Here is a 20,926-nt window from a genome sequence, read left to right as displayed (position 1 = left end):
TAGTTATATATTATGCAAAAATATTTTTATAGTTAATAGGTGAAAGCATCAAATATAAATACTTATAATAATTTACATATATAAATTAATAGAATGATAATGAAAATTTATAATAAAAGTCACGTTTTAAATTTATACAAATATAATAAAATGACAAGACTATTTAGTTTATTATATTTGAAAAGAGGTATAATAATGAGACAAATAAAAGGAATAGATATAAGTAACTGGAGTGGTAGTATAGATTTTGCAGCTGTGAATGAATCTGGAGTAGAAATTGTATATATACAAGCAACTGAAGGAACTTTTTATACTGATCCATATCTTCAGGAATTTTATAATGGAGCAAAAAATAATGGGTTAAAAGTTGGTTTTTATCATTTTTTTAACCCTGGAAGCTCTCCAACACCTAGAGAACAAGCTAGATACTTTGTAGATGCTATTAGTGGTATGGAGGTTGAATGTAGATTAGCAATAGATTTAGAACAAACAGGAGGTTTAGGACCAGAAGAGATTTCGAACCAAGCTGTTGATTTTTTAAAAGCTGTAGAAGAGTATAGTGGCAAAAAAGTTGTGGTATATACTTATACAAATTTTGCACAGACAGAACTTGTTTCAAGTACAGGTATAGGAAATTATCCAGTATGGATAGCTCAATACTCTGAGAGTTCGCCTGAATATAATCCTATATGGGGAAATGAATATTTAGGTTGGCAATACTCTGATACTGGATATATAGATGGAGTAGAAGCAAATATTGATTTAGATATATTTTATGATGGAATATTATTAGATGATTCATCTAAAATAGAAGGAGAAAGAAAACCTGAATCAAATCAAAGTTCAGTTATTTATTATACAGTGCAAAAAGGAGATACATTAAGTGGAATAGCTCAAAGATTTGGTACAACAGTAGCACAATTAGCATCAATTAATAACATACAAAATCCAAACTTAATTTATGTAGGTCAAGTTTTAAAGATATACACATCATCAAGGAATATAATATCAAGAAAAAAAAATTTCTATAGAACTTATGTAGTACAACGTGGAGATACATTAAGTGGTATAGCTCAAAGATTTGATACAACAGTAGATGAATTAGTAAAATTAAATGATATATCAAATCCAAACTTAATCTATATAGGTGAAATTTTAAAGATACCAACAACTAAAAATATAAAAAGAACAGCATCAGTATCAGAACATATGCATACACTGACATATGTAGTAGAAGAAGGAGATACATTAAGTGGAATAGCAAGAAGGTTTAATACAACAGTAGCTGAATTAGTACGCATAAATAATATACAAAATCCAAATTTAATTTATGTAGGTCAAGTTTTAAAAATAGAAACATCTGCATCTTCAAATGATGAAAAAAGCTTTACAGGAAGTTATATAGTTAAATATGGAGACACTTTAACTAGTATTGCAGAGAAATTTAATACAACAGTATCAAATTTAGTTGAATTAAATAATATACAAAATCCAAACTTAATTTATGTAGGAGAAATTTTAAGAGTATAATCCTTAAAATAAATAAAATCGGTAACTTTTGTTACCGATTTTATTTATAATAACATTTATAATACTATGTATAGAAAAGAGTTTAAGATTGAAATTTTAAATACTATAGATATATAATATGTTTATTATGATAATAATACGTATATAAGATTGAGTATATCTATTTAAAAAGAAATAAATATAGATAAAGGAGATATTATAATGATAACAAAAGATAATACAATAGGCGAAATATTAGAAATAAATCCAAAGGCAGCAGATATATTAATGGATTTTGGAATGGGATGCTTAGGTTGCCCATCTGCAACTATGGAAACTTTAGAGCAAGCTTGCTTTATACATGACTTAAAATTAGAAGATGTATTAAATAAGTTAAACAGTAAATAAATTTAAAAAAAGGTAATTTCTATTTTTAGAAATTACCTTTTTTTATGCACATTATATAGTATAGATTAGTAACTTATAATATAATCATAAAATTCAAAAGGTGAGTATATTATGAAGTGCAATCGAAGAATAGTATTTTTAACAGAATTAAAAACTGATTGGGATAAGTTAAATTTAGCTGCAAAGGCATTAGTTTTTATAGGTGGATTTTTATTTTCTACAATAATATTTGTCGCATTATATAAAGTATATTGTAGTGAGATATATAAAACTATTGAAGTTATATTTAGATCATCACTAGCATCTGTATTTGGATTTATATTAAGTTCAAATATAAAGAATGTCAAACCACAAAATATACCTTATGTTGAAAAATATAGTATAAAAGAAGAAGATATAAAAGAAGAAGATATAAAAGAAGATTGTAAAGAGGTAATAGAAAAAAGGTATCGAAATGAAGGAAATTCAGTACAAATTGTAATAGCATTCTTAGTTACTGTAATTTCAGCGATTGTAATGATAATTATATATGTATTTGAAATAACTCAGGATGTAGCTATATTATCTCAATTTAGAGATTTAATGTGTATGTCTATAGGATTTCTGTTAGGGGAGTCAAAAATCAAAAAGAATGATTAATATACTAAAAAATGCTTTAAAAATATTATCAATAATTTTTAAAGCATTTTTTATTTAAATAAATGAAAGAAATTTTTATAGTTATAGATAAAAATATAAGTGTCAAAATATGATATAATTAATAATTACGTATATAAATGTAAGGTGGTATAAAATGAATAATAATTTTGAAAAATTCAATTTAAATAAAGAAATTATAAAATCTTTAAATAATTTAAATTATAAGGTTCCCTCAGAAGTTCAAAGTAAAACAATACCTGAACTTTTAGATAATAAAGATGTAATAGTAAAATCAAAAACTGGGAGTGGAAAAACTGCTAGTTTTGCAATTCCAATATGCGAAAGCATTGATATCAATAATAATAGCGTGCAAGCTTTAATAGTTGCTCCTACAAGAGAATTAGCACTTCAAATAAAAGAAGAGATATCTTCAATAGGAAGATTAAAAAAAATTAGGTGTAGTGCAATTTTTGGAAAACAACCAATAAAAGATCAAATTTTAGAACTAAAGCAAAGAGTACATATAGTAGTAGCAACACCAGGTAGAATAATTGATCATATAGGTAGAAAAACCATATCATTAGATAATTTAAAATATTTTATAATAGATGAAGCAGATAAAATGCTTAATAAAGGATTTGTAGATGATATGGAAAGTATATTTGTAAAACTACCACATAAATGCACAAGTGGGTTATTTTCTGCGACTATAGATGAGAATATAAGTTTGATATGTAATAAATATATGGTAAACCCAATTTATATAGATATAAAGATTAATGAAAAAGAGGTATCACAAAAACAAATAATTGAAAAGTGTATAAATGTAACTAAAGAAAATAGATATGAAACTTTAAAAAAGTTAATTTACAGTGAATCTCCTGACTCATTAATAATATTTGCTAATAAAAAAGATAGTGTAATTGATTTATATAATAAAATGAAAAAAGATAAATTTTTAGTAAGGCAACTTCATGGTGATATGTCGCAAGAAAAGAGATTATATACAATAAAAGATTTTAAAGAACATAAATTTAATATAATGATATGTACAGATGTAGCTTCAAGAGGTATACATATAGATGATATATCCTTAGTAATAAATTATGATATTCCAAAGGATAAAGAAAATTATGTACATAGAATAGGAAGAACTGGAAGGCAAAATAAGTTTGGAAAAGCAATAACACTAGTATCTCAAAATGAGGAAAAGTACTTAGAAGAAATAGAAAATTATACGAATAGAAAATTACATGAAATAGTTGAAATTAATGAAGAAGAAGTTAATATGGGAAGAGTCAGATTTAAAGAAATTGAAAGTAAACTTATAAAATTGAGAAATGATAAGAAGTATGAAAAAGATACAAATTCAGAAGTAACTAGAATTTATTTAAATGCAGGAAAGAAAAAGAAAATAAGAGTTATAGATATTGTTGGAACACTTAGCAATATTGAAGGAATAAATAATGAAGACATTGGAGTTGTAGAAGTTAAAGATTTGTGTTCTTATGTGGACTTATTAAATAATAAAGGAAGTAAATTTTTAAAGAAATATAAAGAGATAAGTATAAAGAAGAAACTTGTAAAAGTTAGAAAAGACAATAAAAATTAAATTATAGGAGGACCTTGATGCTTAACAAAGAACAATTTCTTGCCATGTATAAAATAGATGAAAAAGAATTAGCAGACTTAAATATAGATTGGCAGGATTTAGAAGCAATATATGAAGATTTTATAAAATATAGACAAAGTTATGAAACACAAGCAGAGCTAATTGCAAATATATTAAGAGCTCAGCCTAAAGTTCACTCAGTAAAAACAAGAGTAAAAGATGCAAAACACTTAATTGAAAAAGTTATCAGAAAAACACCTGAAAGAAGGTCTAAGTATGGTAAGGATTTTAAATTTACTGTTGAAAATTATAAAAATGAAATTACCGATTTATTGGGTATAAGAGTTATTCATATTTTCAAAGAGGACTGGGAAGAAATACATGAGTTTATAACTAGTATGTGGGATGTTATGGAAATTGTTGCTAATATTAGAGAAGGTGATAATACTAAAGAATTTGAAGCAAAAAATATAGAGGTATGTTCTAGATTGTCAGGCTATAGATCAGTACATTATTTAATTGAGTCTTACCCTACAAACAAAAAACTTATAGCAGAAGTTCAAGTTAGAACTATCTTTGAAGAAGGATATGGAGAAATTGACCACCAACTTAGATATTCACATAATGATATACCTGAAATTTTAGGACAAAATTTAATGTTATTAAATAGGATTGCTGGAAGCTCAGATGAAATGGCGTCTTTGATAAATATGATGAGTAAAAGCTTTAAACAAGTTGAAATAGAATTTGAGGATAAATTAAGAGAAAAAGATAAAAAAATTAATAACTTAAAGGAAAAGATATTAGATAATATAGACATATCAGATGTAGAAAAAGAAAGTTTAATACAAGATATTGATGAAATATTGAAAAAAGAGTAAAATAATGGGTATATTGGAATTAATTAAGCCAATATACCCATTATTTTTAATTAATTATGTTTTAATTTGAAAGGACATTTATGGAAGATAATATAGAGATTATAAAAAAAGCTATGAAAGGTAATAAAAGAGCTTTTTATTATTTAATAAAAGAGTATACTGCTTATTTATATAAAATAGCGTATCTTCATACTAAACTTGAAGATGATGCAAAAAGTATCTTTGAAGAAACTGTGTATAATGGATTTAAAAATATACATAAATTGAAATCACCGTATAAATTTAAAATCTGGTTAACAAGAATTCTTATAAATGAAATAGATTATTTTTTAGAATCTGTAGGGATGGTTGAATTAGAATTTGAACTAGAAGAAGATAATATTGATTTATTTAAATCTATAGATATATTAGAATCTAAAGTTAAAAGTGTAATTATATTAAGGTATTATTGTAAGTTTAGTGTTAACGAAATAGCTGAAATTTTAGAATTAAACCCAAGTACAGTAGAGACGTTTACAAGAAGGGCCTTTAAAGAAATTAAAAATCTTTTAAAGGAGGATTGTATATGTTAGAAAGAATTGACTTTGACAGTATTGATATAGATAAAAGAACAAAATTTGAAATAAAAGAAGATATAAAATCTTTTAATATAAATTTAGATATTGTAGATAGTATTGAAATTCCAAACCTAAACTCTACAACAAAAAAATGTATAAAAAAAGCAGTAAAAGAAAGATATGAATTTGATAAAGTTATAATTGGTAATATTCTTATTTTTTCTATGTTAATATTCAGCATGGTATCTTTATACAATCCTATATTAACTTATAAAATACCACCAGTGTATAAGTTTTTTAAAAATATAAATGAGTCACTTAATATAGATTTTATAGTTGACTTATTAGGATTTGACAATATTATACCAAAGGTTGATTTAGATGAATCTGGGAAGTTACAAATAATTGAAGATCCAAATCTTATAAAAGAAGATGAAGTTAAAGCTCCAACAAGTTCAAAAGAAGCTTTAAACTTAATACATTCTATGGCGAATACTCTTGTTGAAGCCCAACATAAATGGGGTAGCACAGAAGTTACACCAAAAACTATAGAAATAGCATTAAAAAGTGTTGAACTTATAGATGATGATCATGACAGAATCTACTTAAGAAATGCATTAAATAAGTGGTCTGAAGGTAATTTTTCAAATGGAGTAGATTTACATAACTATGTTTGGGATATGTTAGATGGAAGTATTGGAATTGCAGAAGAATTAGATGAACTAATGATTGAAAAAATATTAAAAAATCATTTTAATAATAAAAATGAATAATAAAAATGGAATATCTTATAGAAAGAATGAGATATTCCATTTTAATTTATTATAATTTTTATTATATTAATAGATGCTAGTATAAATAGTAAAATATCTAAAATTTGCAAAATTTTTCTGGTATTAAAGTTAAATTTTAGTAAATACTTAGCGATTCTAGGGATTATATATTTTACTAAAATGCAAAATGATATAATAATTAGAGATATTTCAATCCAAAGAAAATTTTCTGGCAGATTAAGATTTAATTTAAATGGAATATCTATTAAAAATAAGATTAATAATGATATTGCAATAGATGAATAAATTAAACTTTTATTTTCTTCATATCTTACAATATATTTTTCAAAAAAAACTTTATCTGGAGAATAAGATAAGTAATCTAATATTTTTTCTGGACTAATAAAAACAAAATTATTATTGTAGACACCAACTTCAACTAGATACATAGTTATTTCTTTATTATTTGAGTGTAGAGGATATTTATATACTTTTATAATTCTATGAATGCTTTTATCAATTGCATCTCTTAGTGTTTTAGCAATAACCCTATTTATATCTTCATTTTCATTAACTGTAGCTTCATAATAATAGCTATTATCATGAAAGAGTATATTTCCATCTTGATTTTGAATAATGATTCCAATTATCTTGCTACTCATAAAATCACCTCTACTTATAATTATAATATAAGAGTTTTATTTAGTGCATATATTTATGATATTATAATTATATATGAATTATTAAATAGTAGTATAAAAGTTAATAAATTATTTAAATTTAAAAAGGATATTATCAAATTAATAACGAAATAATAAATTTCAATAATGATTTATTTTTATTGATTAAGTCATAGACAATATATAAAATTATATTAAAAAGAAAATAGGGGGCAATGTATGAAAACTTTAATTATAGGTAATGTTTATGTTGATATAATAATCAATGTAGATCATCTGCCTAAGACTGGTGATGATATTGTGTGTAAAAAACATATTGTTACTGTTGGTGGATGTGCTTATAATGTAGCAACAATATTAAAAAACTTTAACATAGACCATACATTAGTATTTCCTGTAGGAAATGGAATATATGGAAGTATAATAGAAAATGAAGTTATAAAGAGTGGTTATAAACCTAATATTAAAGTAGATAGCGGAGATAATGGGTACTGTATGTGCTTAGTTGAAGAAAGTGGAGAAAGAAGTTTTATAACTGTTAAAGGGATTGAAACTAATTATAGTGAGTCTTGGTTTGAAGGTATAAACCCAGATGACTATAAAAATATATATATATCAGGTTATGAAATGGAAGGCGAAAGTGGACAAATAATATCTAACTGGATAAGTAAATTAGAAGACAAAAATATATTCTTTGCTCCTGGTCATAGAATGGGAGAAATAGAAAAAGAAACCTTAGATAAGATACTAAAACTTAGACCTATAATACATATAAATGAAGAGGAAGCGTTATCATTTACTAATAAAAAAAGTATTGTTGAAGCAGCTAGAGCTATAAATAAAATTACAAAAAATACAGTTTTTATAACTCTAGGAAAAGATGGAGTTATGTGTGCTAACAATTGTGAGTATAGATTTGTTGATAGTTTTGATAGTGAAATTAAAAATACAATAGGTGCAGGAGATAGTCATATGGGGGCTATTATAGCTGGATATTCTATGGGTTATAATCTAGGTGACTGTTGCTATTTTGCTAATAAAGTAGCCTCAAAAGTTGTATCAATAGAAGAAAGCAGGCTAGAAGAAAAATATTTTGATATTAAAGAATATAACATAATATAAATGATTATATAAAATTAGTAGTATAAAATTAAAAAGTTCTTACTATAATTTATAATAAATTATACTTTATGGAATATTATTATAATTATTTTAATATAAAGATTAAAATAAAATTTATTTAAATTATGGGAAGGATGCTATATGAGTAATTTATATAATGAAAGATTAAATAAAAGATACAAGTACATAGTTGGAATTTTGATTGTAATTATGATTACATGTGTATATTTTATATTCTTTTCTGAAGGAAATGCATCTGAAAGTGAAGCAAAAGATATAATAAGTAAAATTGATAAAGGATACGATATAATAGTAACTAGTGACAATTATGTGGTAGGCGATAATACTTATTATACAGTTCATGCTAATATAAAGGATAATGAAAGCTATAGTAATATATTTTCAGTTGGAGAAAAAAATTGCTATAGAGTAAATACTAGTTACTATAATGTTGAAAATCAAGATATTTGGTATGCAAGGTATTGTGTAGATAAAGAAAGTAAGGTTGTTTATATAGAATTTAGAGATAATTCCAAAAGATTAATAAGATACTCTGATTATAATGAAAATATAAACTATGCACTTGATATAATTAAAAAAAAAATAGGTTCAAATATACCTAATGTTGACGTTACTGTAGAAGGTGATATATATACAATACATATATATGAAGTTGTAAAAAATGAAGATGAAAGTCATACAGCAACAATAGGATGGTATGATTTTAATGTTAAAAATAAAGAAGTAAAAGATGTAATGAGTGAAGAAGTATTGAATTAAATTATATATAATATATTAAAGAGCAGTGTATTAGAGGTATATTCTAATATCTGCTTTTTTTGTATATTAATTTACTATATAAGTATTTTTAAAGCTATTTTGAAAATAACATAGTTTTTACAGATAATATATAGTATTATATTATTCATAAAATTTACATAGGAAATTAAGAGAGGAAATATTGAAAGATGGAAAAATTATTTTATAAAGATCAGTATATAAAAAATTTTACAGCTAATATATTAGAAATAAAAGAAATAGATAAAAAATTTCATATATATTTAGATAAAACTGCATTTTTCCCTGGTGGAGGAGGACAGTTTTGTGATTTAGGTGAGATAGATGGAAATAAAGTGTTTAATGTATATGAAGAAGATGGAAAAATATATCATGTTTTAGATATAAAACCAAAAGATAGTTTAGTAAAATGTAGTATAGACTGGGATAGAAGAGAAGATGGTATGCATCAACACTTTGCTCAACATGTATTGTCAGGATGTTTTTATACTAAATATAAAGCTAATACAACAGGAATTCATATAGGAAAGGATTTTAGTACTGTTGATATAAAAGGATATTTAGAGGAAGATCAGATTAGAAATATAGAAATATATGCAAATGAAGTCATAAGACAAAATATACCATTAACTATATTAACACCAAGTAAAGAAGAATTAGATAATATATATTTAAGAAGAGATTTACCTAATACTGATGAAGAAATAAGAATTGTTAAAATTGGAGATCTTGATATTAATGCTTGTTGTGGTGTACATCCAAAATCTACAGGAGAGCTTAGATTAATAAAAATTAAAAGATGGGAAAAAAATAGACAATCTACAAGAATAGAGTTCTTATCAGGAAAAAGAGCAATAGATGATGTATTAAGAAGAGATATATACTTAACCAAAGCTTGTAAATATTTAAAATCTAAGGAAGAAGATTTATTAAAGGCAATAAATAACTTAGAAGAAAAAATAGATAAAGTTATAAAAGATAGAAAAAAATTAGAGAATATAGTATCAAAATATGAAGAAAAAGAACTTATAGAAAGTGGTAAATTAATAAATGATATAATAGTTATAAGTAAAATATATGAAAATGAAGATATTAGATATATAAGTAAGCTTGTTAATAAAATTACAGAAGAACATAAAAATATTGCTTTATTAATTGGTAATGATAGTAAGGAAAAAGTAAATTTAGTTTTTGCTAGTTCTAAAGATTTAAAAGACTTAAATATGAATAGTTTAATAAAAAAAGTATTACCTGTAGTAAATGGTAAAGGTGGAGGTAGTTCTAACTTAGCCCAAGGAGCAGGAAGTAATAATGAAAATCTTGATGAAGCAATAAAATTAGCAATTAAGATTATAAAAAATTAATACGAGGAGTTTAATATGGGAGAATTATTTATTATATTTTTAGCAGTTATTATATTAGATATAATTTCAGTTATAATGTTATTTTCTAAAAAGGGAAAGTTTGTTAAGGACAGTATTTTAATGTATATAATAAGTGTATATGGATTAATATTAGCTTATATTCAATATACATCAGGTCCAAGTAATGATATATTAACAAAGGTACTAAGCTTATTTTATGTAGTATGCTTTATAGGTAGTTTAATATTAAAGAAAAATAATTTTTACTTAAGTAGATTGTTGTTAGGTTTTTCGCTAATTTGTTCAACAATAACTGTATTTTTTATGTAATATGATTAAAATTGACTATATACAATAAATATGTTATTATAAACAAAATGCTCTGTATATCATTGATAAACAGAGCATTTTTATTGTTAAATAGGACGTAATATAGATTATATGGAAGGTGAATCTAATATGAAAAAAGAAATATTCAATGGAGCTAAGTTAAAAATTGCAAGAATATACAGGGGTAAAACCGTAGATCAACTTGCAAAAGAAGTTAATATAAATAAAAAAGATATAATTGCATTTGAAGAAAATAAGTATAAGCCAACTCATGAAAACACAATGAAGTTATCAATAAATTTACAGTTTCCAAGAGAGTACTTTTTTAAAAATGAGAATATGAAAGTTACAGTAGATAGTAGCCACTTTAATCCTCAATCAACTATACCTAGAAATGAAGAAATATCATATAGAGAAAAGTTAATAATGACACATAAAATATACACATTTATGCAAGGTTATATAAAGTTCCCAGAACTTAATTTACCAAATAACTTAAGTAGAAATGACGATGTAGAAGAGATGGCTAACAAAACTAGACGATATTGGGGATTAGGTGATGGAGCAATAGGGAATATGGTAAGCTTGTTAGAAAGCAATGGTGTACTTTTATCGGGTATAAATATAGATAGAAAAGGTGCATCACCATATACTCAAAAGCAAACTTTAAATAAAGTAAGTCAATATGTGGTTGCTCTAGGTAATGATAAAAAATCTGCTACAACTAGAAATTATGATCTAGCATATGAGCTAGCATATATAATATCAAATGAATTAAATATACCATCTAAGAAATTTAATGCGGATGAATTTGCTTGTGCATTTTTATTACCAAAAGACACATTCTTAGAAGATTTAACTAACCCTAATGAATTAGAATTTTATGTAGAAATGAAGGCTAAATGGTTAGTTCCAATTTCGACGATGATATTTAGGGCATATACATTAGGTGCTATAAATTATAAGAAATATAATTTCTTAATGAATGAGATGAATAAAAAAGGATGGCTTAAAAAAGAGCCTTTAGATGATAATATAAAAGGGATTGCACCACAGACACTAAAAACTGCAGTTGAATTACTATTTGAAAATAATATAATGAGTAAGAATACATTAATAGATAATTTATGTAATTTCGGTATAAATATGTATCCAGAAGATATAGAGTTATTAATAGGATTAAAAGAAGGAACTTTAGGTGTTAAAATTAATAAAAGTAAAGAAAATAAAAATAACAACGTTAAAGTTGTAGACTTTAAAAATAAAAAAAGAAAATAAAAGTAATGAGCTATATAATATAGCTCATTACTTTTATTTATATTATTAATTGTTAATTTTATAGATAAGGGCATAATTTAATATACATAATAATTATATAATATATAAAAAGTAAAAATAATAAAAGAAGGTAAATTTAAGTTTATGAAAATATTTTTTGAGATACTTGTAATATTAGCACTAAGTCTATTTTTGCTTAGCATGAATGGATTAAATATATCAGCTTTATTTATAATAAGTTGTATATTAATAATATACTCATTGGTTATTTTAAAAAGAGTTATAACTTCAATTAATAAAAAATGGTTAAAAAAGTTGTATAATATATATAAATTTGTAGTTATTATATTTATAAGCTCATTTTTAATAGTAGAAGGAATGATTATACTTTCTATATGTAACCATAAAGATATGGATGATATAAATGATATAAATTATATTATTGTTTTAGGAGCTGGTCTTAATGATAATAAGGTTGGAAAGTTATTAAAAAATAGATTAGATAAGGCGATAGAATACTATAAATTAAATAATGATGTTAATATAATACTTTCAGGAGGGCTTAAACCTAATAACACCATATCTGAAGCTGATGCAATGTATAATTATCTTATTAGTATGGGAATTAGTAAAAATAAAATAATTAAAGAAGATAAAGCCTTAAATACATTTGAAAATATAAAATATACAAAAGAAATACTAAAAAGTAGAAATGATTTAGATAAACATGTTCTAATTATAACTAGTGAATTTCATATTTTTAGATCACTTATGATATCTAATTTGTTAGGCTTGAAAAGTGAAGGATTAGCTTGTTATACACCTATAAAAATGAGAGTTAATTATATGATAAGTGAGTATATTAGCATAACTAGAGATTTTATTAAAGGAAATATATATAAATTAGACAATTAAGAAAGGTAAGATATGAGACATACATTAGATGAATATATAAGTAAAATAAAATTATTACCACTAAAAAGTAAATATACAAAAGAAGAAATACTAACTAATGATTTTCTTATAGATAAAAATGGGAACTTAGAAATATATTATGCCCCTCATAATGAATATATAAATCCTAATGCAAAAGTGTTTATAGTTGGAATAACACCAGGATTTCAGCAAATGAGTACAGCTTTAGCAAGTGCTAGAGTCGGAATTGAGGAAAATAAAAATATAAAGGAAATTCAATACGAGTGTAAGGTATCAGGTAGATTTAGTGGAAGTTTAAGAAAAAATATAATTAGTATGCTAGATGAAATACACCTCAATAAAGCTTTAAATATAGATAGTTGTGAAGAATTATTTAAAGATAAAGATTATTTACTACATACAACATCTTTAGTTCCATACTCTGTTTTTTCAAAAGGCAATAATTATACAGGTCATAGTCCAAAACTTATAAAAAGTGAATTTTTAATGGACTATGTGTATGAAAATTTTAATGAAAACATTAAAAAACTAGGTGATGTACTTATAATACCTTTAGGAAAAGCTGTTGAGGAAGTATTAGAAATGTTAGCTTATAATAAAATTATAAATGAAGATCAGATATTAAGAGGATTTCCACATCCATCAGGAGCTAATGGTCATAGATTAATTCAACTTAGTGAAAATAAAGAAAATATGATGAAAATAATAAAAAATAAATTTTAATAATCGAAGGTGCCAAAAAATGAAAAGTTGCTAGGCACCTTTATTATTTTTATATTTTATATAATGTAACTAAATAAATACGAAAATGAACAATAACTCTAATTAACTAATGGAATCTTAAGTATACTCTTTAAATGAATGGGATATTTTAAAAATATAACTAAATTAAAATTTAAGGAGTGTGCCATATGACAGATAAAAATCCGACAATGATACAAAGTGGAAGAGGATCTGTATTTTCTGTTTTTAGTGAAGATGAAATAAAAGAGATAACTTCAGATAGTAATAGAAAGGTAGCAGTTTCTGGTAAAATAAATAATCCTGGAATTATAGATGTACCTAATGGAGCATCACTAAAAGACATAATAGAGTTATGTGGAGGTATATTAAATAATAGTAATTTTAAAGCAGCTCAACTTGGAATTCCTTTTGGTGGTTTTTTGACAAAAGAAAGCTTTGACAAAGAATTAGATTTTAAGTTATTTGATGAAAATACTAATAGAACAATTATAATTTTATCAGAAGAAGACTGCATTATTCAGTATGCAAGATATTACATAGATTACTTATTAGGGAAAATGCAAGAAGGTAGCTATGAGCAGTATGGTGTAGTAGAAAATGAAATAAAAAGAATGTGGAGAATATTAGATAGAATTAGTAAAGGACGTTCTAATATGAGAGATATATATCTTTTAAGAACGTTAGCATCTTCTGTTAAGGATACATTAAAACAAAGATATAATATAATGGAAGAAATAATAGATAAGTTTTATCATGAAATAGAAGAACATATAGAAGAAAATAAATGTTACACATCTCAATGTAATCATCTTATAAAGCTTACCATTACACATAGATGTATAGGATGTGGAGCATGTAAAAGAGCATGTCCAGTAGATTGCATAATTGGAGAACCAAGACAACAACACTATATAGATTATAATAGATGTACTCATTGTGGTAAATGTATATCAGTTTGTCCAGTAGATGCAATAACAGCAGGAGATAACACTTTTAAATTTATAAGAGATTTATCTACTCCTAATAAAGTTGTTATTACTCAAATGGCACCTGCTGTAAGAGTAACTATAGGGGAAGCATTTGGATTTGAACCAGGAGATAATGTAGAAAGTAGAATTGCTGCAGGTCTTAGAGCTTTAGGTGTTGATTATGTTTTTGATACAACATGGGCTGCAGACTTAACAATTATGGAAGAAGCAGCAGAGCTTCAAGATAGACTTGAAAAATACTTTGCAGGAGATAAAAGTGTTAAGCTTCCAATACTTACTTCATGCTGCCCAGCATGGGTAAATTTTATTGAAAAAAATTACGGAGATATGTTAGATGTTCCATCATCAGCAAAATCACCAATGCAGATGTTTGCAACTGTTGCAAAAGATATATGGGCAAAAGAAAATGGCATGACTAGAGATGATGTTACATCAGTTGCAATTATGCCGTGTGTTGCAAAAAAATATGAAGCATCAAGACCTGAGTTTTCAAGAGGATTAAACTATGATGTGGATTATGTAATAACAACAAGAGAACTTATAAAAATATTTAGAGACTCTGGAATAGATTTAAAAGAAATTGAACCAGAGGAGATAGATAAAATTATGGGAGAATATACAGGTGCAGGTATTATATTTGGTAGAACAGGAGGGGTTATTGAAGCTGCACTTAGAACTGCTCTTGAAAATATGACAGGTGAAAGAATTAAAAATATAGAATTTCATTCACTAAGAGGATGGGATGGATTTAGAGCTTGTGAAGTTGAAGTTGGTGATATTAAGCTTAGAATAGGTGTAGCTCATGGATTGCAAGAAGCAGGTAAGATGCTTGATAAGATAAGGGCTAAAGAAGAATTTTTCCATGCTATAGAAATAATGGCTTGTGTAGGTGGATGTGTAGGTGGTGGTGGCCAACCTAAGGTAAGAAAAAATAAAGATGAAGTTCTTAGAAAAAGAGGAGAAGGTTTAAATGCAATAGATAGAAGCAAAGAACTTAGGGTATCTAAGGAAAATCCAGCAGTACAAGCTATTTATGAAAAGTATTTAGACTACCCATTAAGTCATAAAGCTCACGAGCTACTTCATACTAGATATTTTGCTAGACCTAAAAAAGGACATGATTATATAAGAGATGAAGATAGATAGATAAAAAAATATAGCTATTATAATAGCTATATTTTTTATTAAATAAATTTCTAATTAGAATTTGAAAGTTTAAGTTTTTTAGAGTTTTCTATAATATTAATAATATCCACTGGATGATTAACTAAATACTTAGGATTATAAAGCTCTAATTCTTCTTTAGCTCTAAATCCCCAAGTAACTCCAACTGTATCTATATTAGCATTAATACCAGTTTTCATATCAGTGTCAGTATCCCCAATGTATAAACAATTTTCTAAAGATATGTTTAGTTCATTAGAAATTATAATAGCACCTGCAGGATCTGGCTTTCTTTTTATGTTAGCTTTTTCACCAGCTAGATAATCAAAGTATTTATTTTCAAACATACTTTCAATATTTTCAATAACCCTATCATGTGGCTTATTTGATAAAACTGCAACTTTTATATTATTATTTTTTAAGTAACTAAGTAAATCATTAATTCCATCATAAGCTTTAACTTTATATAGGCAGTGTACTTTAAAATATTCCGTATAAGTTAGGATACCGTCTTCATAATGGACTAAATCTTTATCACCACAATGAATTAAAGCTCTTTCTACTAATTTTTTATAACCATCCCCTACAAATATTTTACACTCATCTTCACTAATAGGGCCTAAATTATACTTTTTTAAAGTTAAGTTAATTGTATAATTTATAGCTTTAATAGAATCTACTAGTGTCCCATCTAAATCGAAAATACAACATTTATACATCTAATATTCCTCCAATACACATTGATATATATAATTATATATTTATTGGTAAATTATTTCAAATAGCTTACTTGTTATAAGATTATTTTTATTGTAGAATATGGTAAAATTAAATTTTAGTTATTAGGAGTATATTAATATGAGTAATTTAGTTAATGCATCATGGTTAAAAGAACACTTAAATGATAAGAATATTGTAATTGTTGATTGTAGATTTAATCTTATGGATAAAGAATATGGTAAAAGGTCATATGAGAAAGGTCATATTAAAGGTGCTAGAAGAATTGATATAGAAACTGAGCTTTCTAGTGAGGTAAAGGTTCATGGAGGAAGACATCCATTACCATCAATAGATAAACTTAAAAATACTTTTGAGAATGTAGGAATAAGAAATGATTCAATAGTTGTTTGTTATGATGAAGGAGATTTATCAGGACCGGCAAGATTATGGTGGATATTAAAGTACTTAGGACATAAAAATGTATATGTGTTAGATGGAGGTATAAAAGAATTTGAGGAAATTGGGGGAGAAATTACAAGGGAAGTAGGAGATGTTAATAAGGGAAATATAGATATTAATATTCAAGAAAATATGAGAGTAGATATGATATATGTAAGGAATAGAATAGATAATAAGAATGTTGCTATTGTTGATTCTAGAGAATATAAAAGATATATAGGTGAATTTGAACCAGTTGATAAAAAGTGCGGTCATATACCAAATGCAAAAAGTTACTTTTGGATGAACATACTAAATGAAAAAAGTGGAAAATTCAATTTGAAAAGTAAAGAAGAGCTTAATAAATTATTTGAAGAATTAAAAGGATATAAAGAGGTAATCGTTTATTGTGGTTCTGGAATAACAGCTTGTCCAAATAGCTTGGCTCTTAGTGAAATTGGAATTAATCATAAGGTATATACAGGAAGTTTTAGTGATTGGATCAGTTATGATGATAATAAAGTAGATATAAAGTAATAATGTAAAAATAGTTGTCATAAATATGATATATATTTATAACAACTATCTTTATATTAATATATATCAAGTCTTCTTTGTGCTAATAAAGGTAACTCATTTCTAATTTTATTTACATAATCAAAATCTATAGAGCAAATACTATATCCTTCTTCTTCATTCATATGTGAAATAACTTCTCCAAATGGAGATACAACAATGGAGTTTGCATAAGAAATATAAGAAGCATTATAATCTCTAGCAGGAGCACATCCTATAGTGTAAACTTGATTATCAACAGCTCTAGATCTAAATAGAAGTTCCCAGTGAGCAGGCCCTGTACTCATATTAAAAGCTGCAGGAACTATTATTGCTTTAGCTCCATTATCTACCATTAATCTAGAAAGTTCAGGAAATCTAAAATCATAGCAAATGCAAAGTCCTATTTTACCAAATTTAGTATCAAAAACTGTAGCTTTATCTCCAGCATCAAGAGTATCAGATTCTTTAAAAGATTGTCCATTTTCCATGTCGATATCAAAAAGGTGTGCCTTCCTATGTTTAGCTATTTTATTTCCTAAATGATCAAAAACATAAGAGGTATTAAAGATATTACCATTATCATCTTTTTCAGGAATTGATCCAGCAACTAAATATATATTATTTTTTTTTGCTATTTTAGACAATAATGAATAAGACATATCACCTTCTTTTTCTGCATATAAGGAAAAATTAGATTTATCGTAAGGACATGAAAACATTTCTGGAAGAACTACTATATCAGCATAGTCTTTAGCAGATTTTCTTATAAATTTATCAGCTTTTTCTAGATTTTTTACTTTATCCTTTTCAACTAACATTTGAATAGTTGCTATTTTTATTTTATTCATAGAAACCTCCATATTATTAAAGAAATTTAATAATATAGTAGCATACTAAATAAAAGTTTTAGTGTAGAAATATGGGGGTAAAAACTAATAAATTATAATTTAGAATAAAAAGATAATCTTTAATAAAAATATATATATGAATATTAAAATAAAAGTTAATAAAAAAGGAGAAGTTTATAATGTTAAAAAAGGCAGTATTTGCAGGTGGTTGTTTTTGGTGTATGATAAAACCTTTTGATAAATATAAAGGAGTTATAAGTGTAGTATCAGGATATAGTGGAGGATATATAGAAAATCCAACTTATGAAGAGGTTTGCTTAGGTAATACAGGTCACAAAGAAGCTGTTTGTATTACATATGATGATGAAATAATAAGCTATAAAGAATTATTAGATATATTTTGGGGTGCAATAGATCCAACTGATGATGGTGGACAATTTAATGACAGAGGAGATCATTATAAGACTGCTATATATTATTTTGATGAAAATCAAAAACAAGAAGCTGAAGAATCAAAAAAGAAATTGGAAGAGAGTAAATTTTATAATAAACCTATTGCTACTAAAATAATAAAAGTCAAGAACTTTTATGAAGCTGAAGATTACCATCAAGATTATTATAAAAAAAATCCAGAACATTATAATAGATACTATAAAGGTTCGGGTAGATTTGATTTTGTAAAAAGAAATTGGGCAAGAAAAAATTTAACTCCAATTCAATATGAAGTAACACAAAATAATAAAACAGAACCACCTTTTAATAATGAATATAATGATAACTTTGATGAAGGGATATATGTTGATATTGTTAGTGGCGAACCTTTATTTTCCTCTACAGATAAATTTGAGTCAGGTTGTGGTTGGCCAAGTTTTTCAAAAGGAATAAATAAAGAATCATTAATTGGAGTAAGAGATTACTCTCATGGAATGGATAGAATAGAAGTAAGAAGTAAAAATTCAGACTCACATTTAGGTCATGTTTTTGATGATGGACCAAAAGAACTTGGTGGAATAAGATTTTGTATAAATTCTGCATCATTAAGATTTATACCAAAAGAAAAAATGAAAGAACTTGGATATGAGGAGTATTTAAATATCTTTAAAGATTAAAATAAGTAATAATATGTAACCTTGAATTTTAAGTCTCATAAAATAGAGTATACTGAAAGTCTAAACTATTAGGGGGATTATAATGTATAGAAATAGAAGAGATATAGGTACACAAGATTTATCAAACCTTCCACCAACATATTTTATAGAATTACCTAAGAATATTGAAGAAGGTAATGAATCATTGATAGTTCAAATAAAATCTCAATATAATAATAAATATGTAGGAATAGGATTTGATGAATATTTTTATGCTAGTGAAGAAAATCCTACTACAGGAAAAATATTTAGTTTTATATTATTACCTAATAATGAAATATTGATTAGGTTACATGGTTCAAGGTTTTTAACCGTTAATGAAAATGGTCATCTAATTGTGGATTTTAGCAATGAATATCCAGACGTATTTAGATTAGATAGAATAGAAGATCAAGTATATTCAATATTAGCACCAAATGGTAAATACCTAAAGCTTAGAGACGAAGATAATAGGTTAGTAGCAGATGAATATAATATGAGCGAAAAAACAGGATTTAAATTTCGAATAGTACAATATTATTGATAATTTAAATAAAAGGATTGTTTATGTGATAAAGCTATTTACAATAAATTACATAATCAATCCTTTTATTTTAAAATTCTTTTGAAATATTGACATATGTAGATAAACTAACTTATTATTTTAATTAGTATATGTAAAATATTGTAAATATAAATAGTGGAGTTAGAGAGGTTGTGTTTTTATTGAGTAGGGAGATTTTTCAGGGAACAATTATAATGTATGGGCATTGTGATGAAGTTGATGAAAATGTGTTTATAGTAAAATCAAACAAAAGAGTAATCTTAAAAGATGATTCAAAATATGATATCGATAAAAAAAAGTATATAGGGAAGACTGTGAATTATACTATAGAAAAAATTGATGATAAAAATAATTTTATATTAGGAAAGATTGAGTACTCAGAAAATACTATTAAGGCAATAAAAAAAGATTTATATTGCAATGGTCCGGGTAAAATACAAAAAATTTTAGATTGGGGAGCTTATATAAACATTAATGGAACTCAAGTAAAAGCTTTAAATAAAGATATATTTATTGATAATACAAGAATATTTGAAGTATTTAAAAAGGGAGATATAATAGAAAATTTAAAGTTTAAGTCAAAAGAAAAATCTGTTTTAGAAGTTGAGTTAGAATTTAAATTAGTTGGTCCTAAAGTAGGAATAACTAAAGAAGAGTTAAAAAAGGGTAAGGAATATGAAGGAACTGTAAGGACTATAATGCCAACCGCATGTTTTGTATATATTTTAAATGAAAGAGATGTTATTTGTTCTATTCCAGATCAACTAGAAGAAGATATAGACAGAGGTAGCAAAGTTATAGTCAAGCTTACAACTGTTTCTTCATTAAAATCTGAAAATGATAAATTAAGAGGGAAAATAGTAAAAATTATTACAGAGTAGAGGGA

22 protein-coding genes are annotated in these 20,926 nt (G+C 25.3%); 19 read left to right on the top strand and 3 right to left on the bottom strand.

Annotated features, from left to right (window positions below):
- The first annotated feature begins 195 nt into the window (after positions 1 to 195).
- From I2A66_RS09235 to I2A66_RS09205, 7 genes are all read left to right on the top strand, one after another.
- Positions 196 to 1,530: a LysM peptidoglycan-binding domain-containing protein gene (locus tag I2A66_RS09235; protein WP_147515797.1), complete on the top strand. Its 1,335-nt coding sequence runs from the start codon at positions 196 to 198 to the stop codon at positions 1,528 to 1,530.
- A gap of 201 nt (positions 1,531 to 1,731) precedes the next feature.
- A complete protein-coding gene (locus tag I2A66_RS09230) occupies positions 1,732 to 1,917 on the top strand; it encodes a DUF1858 domain-containing protein (RefSeq protein ID WP_122638595.1) in 186 nt (61 codons plus the stop codon).
- A gap of 111 nt (positions 1,918 to 2,028) precedes the next feature.
- Positions 2,029 to 2,556 carry a hypothetical protein gene (locus tag I2A66_RS09225; RefSeq protein WP_195251492.1) on the top strand — a complete coding sequence of 176 codons (528 nt, stop codon included), beginning with the start codon at positions 2,029 to 2,031 and terminating at the stop codon, positions 2,554 to 2,556.
- A gap of 154 nt (positions 2,557 to 2,710) precedes the next feature.
- Positions 2,711 to 4,168, top strand: coding sequence for a DEAD/DEAH box helicase (locus I2A66_RS09220; protein WP_122638597.1), 1,458 nt, complete (start codon positions 2,711 to 2,713; stop codon positions 4,166 to 4,168).
- A 17-nt stretch (positions 4,169 to 4,185) separates the two neighbouring features.
- Entirely contained in the window at positions 4,186 to 5,049 is an 864-nt protein-coding gene (locus tag I2A66_RS09215; RefSeq protein ID WP_122638598.1) for a RelA/SpoT domain-containing protein, read from the top strand.
- An 80-nt stretch (positions 5,050 to 5,129) separates the two neighbouring features.
- Positions 5,130 to 5,621 carry a sigma factor-like helix-turn-helix DNA-binding protein gene (locus I2A66_RS09210; protein WP_122638599.1) on the top strand — a complete coding sequence of 164 codons (492 nt, stop codon included), beginning with the start codon at positions 5,130 to 5,132 and terminating at the stop codon, positions 5,619 to 5,621.
- On the top strand, positions 5,615 to 6,379 hold the full coding sequence (locus I2A66_RS09205) for a DUF6241 domain-containing protein (protein WP_122638600.1): 765 nt from the start codon (positions 5,615 to 5,617) through the stop codon (positions 6,377 to 6,379). The genes I2A66_RS09210 and I2A66_RS09205 overlap by 7 nt, the downstream gene beginning before the upstream one ends.
- A 41-nt stretch (positions 6,380 to 6,420) precedes the next feature.
- Here I2A66_RS09205 and I2A66_RS09200 read toward each other — a convergent pair whose 3' ends face one another.
- On the bottom strand, positions 6,421 to 7,041 hold the full coding sequence (locus tag I2A66_RS09200) for a hypothetical protein (RefSeq protein ID WP_122638601.1): 621 nt from the start codon (positions 7,039 to 7,041) through the stop codon (positions 6,421 to 6,423).
- A 237-nt stretch (positions 7,042 to 7,278) separates the two neighbouring features.
- Between I2A66_RS09200 and I2A66_RS09195 the strand changes: the two genes are divergently transcribed.
- The 8 genes from I2A66_RS09195 (at position 7,279) to I2A66_RS09160 (ending at position 15,766) form a co-directional block, all read left to right on the top strand.
- Positions 7,279 to 8,181 (top strand): PfkB family carbohydrate kinase, encoded by a 903-nt coding sequence (locus I2A66_RS09195; RefSeq protein WP_195251489.1) that lies wholly within the window; start codon positions 7,279 to 7,281, stop codon positions 8,179 to 8,181.
- Between the two features lie 141 nt (positions 8,182 to 8,322).
- The gene (locus I2A66_RS09190; protein ID WP_195251488.1) at positions 8,323 to 8,961 is read left to right on the top strand and encodes a hypothetical protein; all 639 of its coding nucleotides are present in this window, start codon (positions 8,323 to 8,325) and stop codon (positions 8,959 to 8,961) included.
- A 188-nt stretch (positions 8,962 to 9,149) separates the two neighbouring features.
- Positions 9,150 to 10,343: an alanyl-tRNA editing protein gene (locus I2A66_RS09185; protein ID WP_195251487.1), complete on the top strand. Its 1,194-nt coding sequence runs from the start codon at positions 9,150 to 9,152 to the stop codon at positions 10,341 to 10,343.
- A 15-nt stretch (positions 10,344 to 10,358) separates the two neighbouring features.
- Positions 10,359 to 10,673: a hypothetical protein gene (locus I2A66_RS09180; RefSeq protein ID WP_147515800.1), complete on the top strand. Its 315-nt coding sequence runs from the start codon at positions 10,359 to 10,361 to the stop codon at positions 10,671 to 10,673.
- Between the two features lie 129 nt (positions 10,674 to 10,802).
- Positions 10,803 to 11,951, top strand: a complete 1,149-nt coding sequence (locus tag I2A66_RS09175) for an XRE family transcriptional regulator (RefSeq protein ID WP_147515801.1) — start codon at positions 10,803 to 10,805, stop codon at positions 11,949 to 11,951.
- A gap of 144 nt (positions 11,952 to 12,095) precedes the next feature.
- Positions 12,096 to 12,866, top strand: coding sequence for a YdcF family protein (locus I2A66_RS09170; protein ID WP_195251486.1), 771 nt, complete (start codon positions 12,096 to 12,098; stop codon positions 12,864 to 12,866).
- Between the two features lie 12 nt (positions 12,867 to 12,878).
- Complete coding sequence (locus I2A66_RS09165; RefSeq protein ID WP_147515803.1) at positions 12,879 to 13,610, top strand: hypothetical protein; 732 nt, start codon at positions 12,879 to 12,881, stop codon at positions 13,608 to 13,610.
- 188 nt (positions 13,611 to 13,798) lie between these two features.
- Entirely contained in the window at positions 13,799 to 15,766 is a 1,968-nt protein-coding gene (locus I2A66_RS09160; protein ID WP_195251485.1) for a [FeFe] hydrogenase, group A, read from the top strand.
- Between the two features lie 50 nt (positions 15,767 to 15,816).
- Here the strand turns inward: I2A66_RS09160 and I2A66_RS09155 are convergent, their stop codons facing one another.
- Positions 15,817 to 16,503, bottom strand: a complete 687-nt coding sequence (locus tag I2A66_RS09155) for an HAD family hydrolase (RefSeq protein WP_147515805.1) — start codon at positions 16,501 to 16,503, stop codon at positions 15,817 to 15,819.
- Between the two features lie 139 nt (positions 16,504 to 16,642).
- Between I2A66_RS09155 and I2A66_RS09150 the strand changes: the two genes are divergently transcribed.
- A complete protein-coding gene (locus I2A66_RS09150) occupies positions 16,643 to 17,479 on the top strand; it encodes a sulfurtransferase (protein ID WP_147515806.1) in 837 nt (278 codons plus the stop codon).
- Between the two features lie 56 nt (positions 17,480 to 17,535).
- Here the strand turns inward: I2A66_RS09150 and I2A66_RS09145 are convergent, their stop codons facing one another.
- A complete protein-coding gene (locus tag I2A66_RS09145; RefSeq protein ID WP_122638611.1) occupies positions 17,536 to 18,348 on the bottom strand; it encodes a carbon-nitrogen hydrolase family protein in 813 nt (270 codons plus the stop codon).
- Positions 18,349 to 18,527: 179 nt separating this feature from the next.
- Here I2A66_RS09145 and msrA point away from each other — a divergent pair, with 179 nt between their 5' ends.
- From msrA to I2A66_RS09130, 3 genes are all read left to right on the top strand, one after another.
- Complete coding sequence (gene msrA, locus I2A66_RS09140; RefSeq protein WP_122638612.1) at positions 18,528 to 19,457, top strand: peptide-methionine (S)-S-oxide reductase MsrA; 930 nt, start codon at positions 18,528 to 18,530, stop codon at positions 19,455 to 19,457.
- A gap of 82 nt (positions 19,458 to 19,539) precedes the next feature.
- Complete coding sequence (locus I2A66_RS09135; RefSeq protein ID WP_122638613.1) at positions 19,540 to 20,019, top strand: fascin domain-containing protein; 480 nt, start codon at positions 19,540 to 19,542, stop codon at positions 20,017 to 20,019.
- A gap of 215 nt (positions 20,020 to 20,234) precedes the next feature.
- Entirely contained in the window at positions 20,235 to 20,921 is a 687-nt protein-coding gene (locus tag I2A66_RS09130; protein WP_147515808.1) for a hypothetical protein, read from the top strand.
- The last annotated feature ends 5 nt before the right edge of the window (positions 20,922 to 20,926 follow it).

The sequence above is a fragment of the Romboutsia sp. 1001713B170207_170306_H8 genome (assembly GCF_015550495.1).
Lineage (GTDB): Bacteria > Bacillota > Clostridia > Peptostreptococcales > Peptostreptococcaceae > Romboutsia_E.
The sequence above is the reverse complement of the archived record's forward strand: the minus strand, read 5'-3'. Positions and strand labels throughout refer to the sequence as shown.